Origin of the sequence: Streptomyces sp. NPDC002265 (assembly GCF_040296125.1) — a bacterium.
Classification (GTDB): domain Bacteria; phylum Actinomycetota; class Actinomycetes; order Streptomycetales; family Streptomycetaceae; genus Streptomyces.
On record NZ_JBEOWS010000679.1, the window covers coordinates 1 to 1,687 of the forward strand.

General features: G+C 68.4%; 2 protein-coding genes. Both read left to right on the forward strand.

What is annotated here, in order from left to right:
- Positions 1 to 198: 198 nt before the first annotated feature.
- On the forward strand, positions 199 to 456 hold the full coding sequence (locus tag ABT085_RS46215; RefSeq protein WP_351623207.1) for an alpha/beta fold hydrolase: 258 nt from the start codon (positions 199 to 201) through the stop codon (positions 454 to 456).
- 27 nt (positions 457 to 483) lie between these two features.
- A complete protein-coding gene (locus ABT085_RS46220) occupies positions 484 to 1,506 on the forward strand; it encodes an LLM class flavin-dependent oxidoreductase (RefSeq protein WP_351623209.1) in 1,023 nt (340 codons plus the stop codon).
- Positions 1,507 to 1,687: the final 181 nt, after the last annotated feature.

Consider the following 1,687-nt stretch of genomic DNA (forward strand, 5'->3'; position numbering starts at 1 on the left):
GGAGCGAGCAACTCCCACTCCAGATCGGTGAGTTCATGGCGACGTATCACCCCACCATGATCCACTATCCGATGATCTTTGAAGACGGACCCTAGAACGCTAACTTGCAAAAAACAATTTTGCTCCCAGTCGCGAACCATCATCCTCGGCTCGACCACCGTCACGGCCGCGGCCTCCGCCACACCGGAAACGTCGGCGTTGTCCGGCGAGCAGGTGCCGGCCGGCTTCAGCGAGCGCAAGACCCACGTCGCCGGGACCGGCGTCGACCACGTGATCGGCGGCCACGGCCCGACGCTGGCCCTGATCCACGGCTACCCGCAGACCTGGTACGAGTGGCACGCCATCATGCCCGCGCTCGCCGCGCGCTACACCGTCATCGCGCCCGACCTGCCCGGCGCCGGCCGCAGCGAGAATGCGGACCATCGAGACGCCGAGGGCCAGGTCACCGGGGAATGAAGTCGATCTCTGATTGTTGAAACCTATATGAAAAAGATCGGGTTCCTGTCCTTCGGACACTGGGCACCGTCACCGCACTCGCAGACGCGTTCCGCGGCGGACTCCCTGCTCCAGGCGATCGACCTCGCGGTCGCCGCGGAGGAACTGGGTGCCGACGGCGCCTACTTCCGGGTCCACCACTTCGCCCGGCAGTACGCCTCACCGTTCCCGCTGCTCGCGGCCGTCGGCGCGCGCACCAGCCGGATCGAGATCGGCACCGGCGTGATCGACATGCGCTACGAGAATCCCCTGTACATGGCCGAGGACGCGGGCGCGGCCGACCTGATCTCCGGCGGCCGGCTGCAACTCGGCCTCAGCCGGGGGTCTCCGGAGCAGGTCGTCGACGGCTGGCGGCACTTCGGCCACCTGCCCGAGGAAGGCCAGACCGCCGCCGACATGGCACGGGCGCGCACCGAGCGGCTGCTCGAGGTCCTCAGAGGCAAGGGCTTCGCAGAGCCCGAACCCCATCCGATGTTCGCCAACCCGCCGGGCCTGCTGCGCATTGAACCGCACTCCGAGGGGCTGCGCGAGCGCATCTGGTGGGGATCAGGCTCGAACGCCACCGCGGTCTGGGCCGCCCGGCTCGGAATGAACCTGCAGAGCTCCACCCTCAAGGACGACGAGAGCGGCGAGCCGCTCCATGTCCAGCAACGCAAGCAGATCGATGCCTATCGCGAGGCGTGGCGGGCCGAGGGCCACACGCGCGAGCCGCGGGTGTCGGTCAGCCGCAGCATCTTCGCGCTCACCGACGACCGGGACCGCACGTACTTCGGCCGGGAACGCAGCTCCAAGGACCAGATCGGCTACATCGACGCCGACACACGCAGCATCTTCGGACGCTCCTACGCGGCCGAACCCGACGTCCTCGTCGAGCAGCTCGCCGAGGACGAGGCCGTCACCGCCGCCGACACGCTGCTGCTCACCGTGCCCAACCAGCTTGGAGTCGACTACAACGCCCACGTGATCGACAGCATCCTCACCCACGTCGCCCCATCGCTCGGCTGGCGGTGACAGCGGCCTTCACGAGGTGCCCGGAAACGGCCGGCTTCGCCCCGAGGGGGGAGTCGGCCGGCAGGTCGCTGTACGCAGTCATCAGGGTGGTTCGTCCCTCGGCTCGGACCGGCTGAGACCGGCCCGGTAGCCGTAGTGAGAGCGATGTCGCTGGCCCGGCGGTCCGTGGGTGTCCACGGAC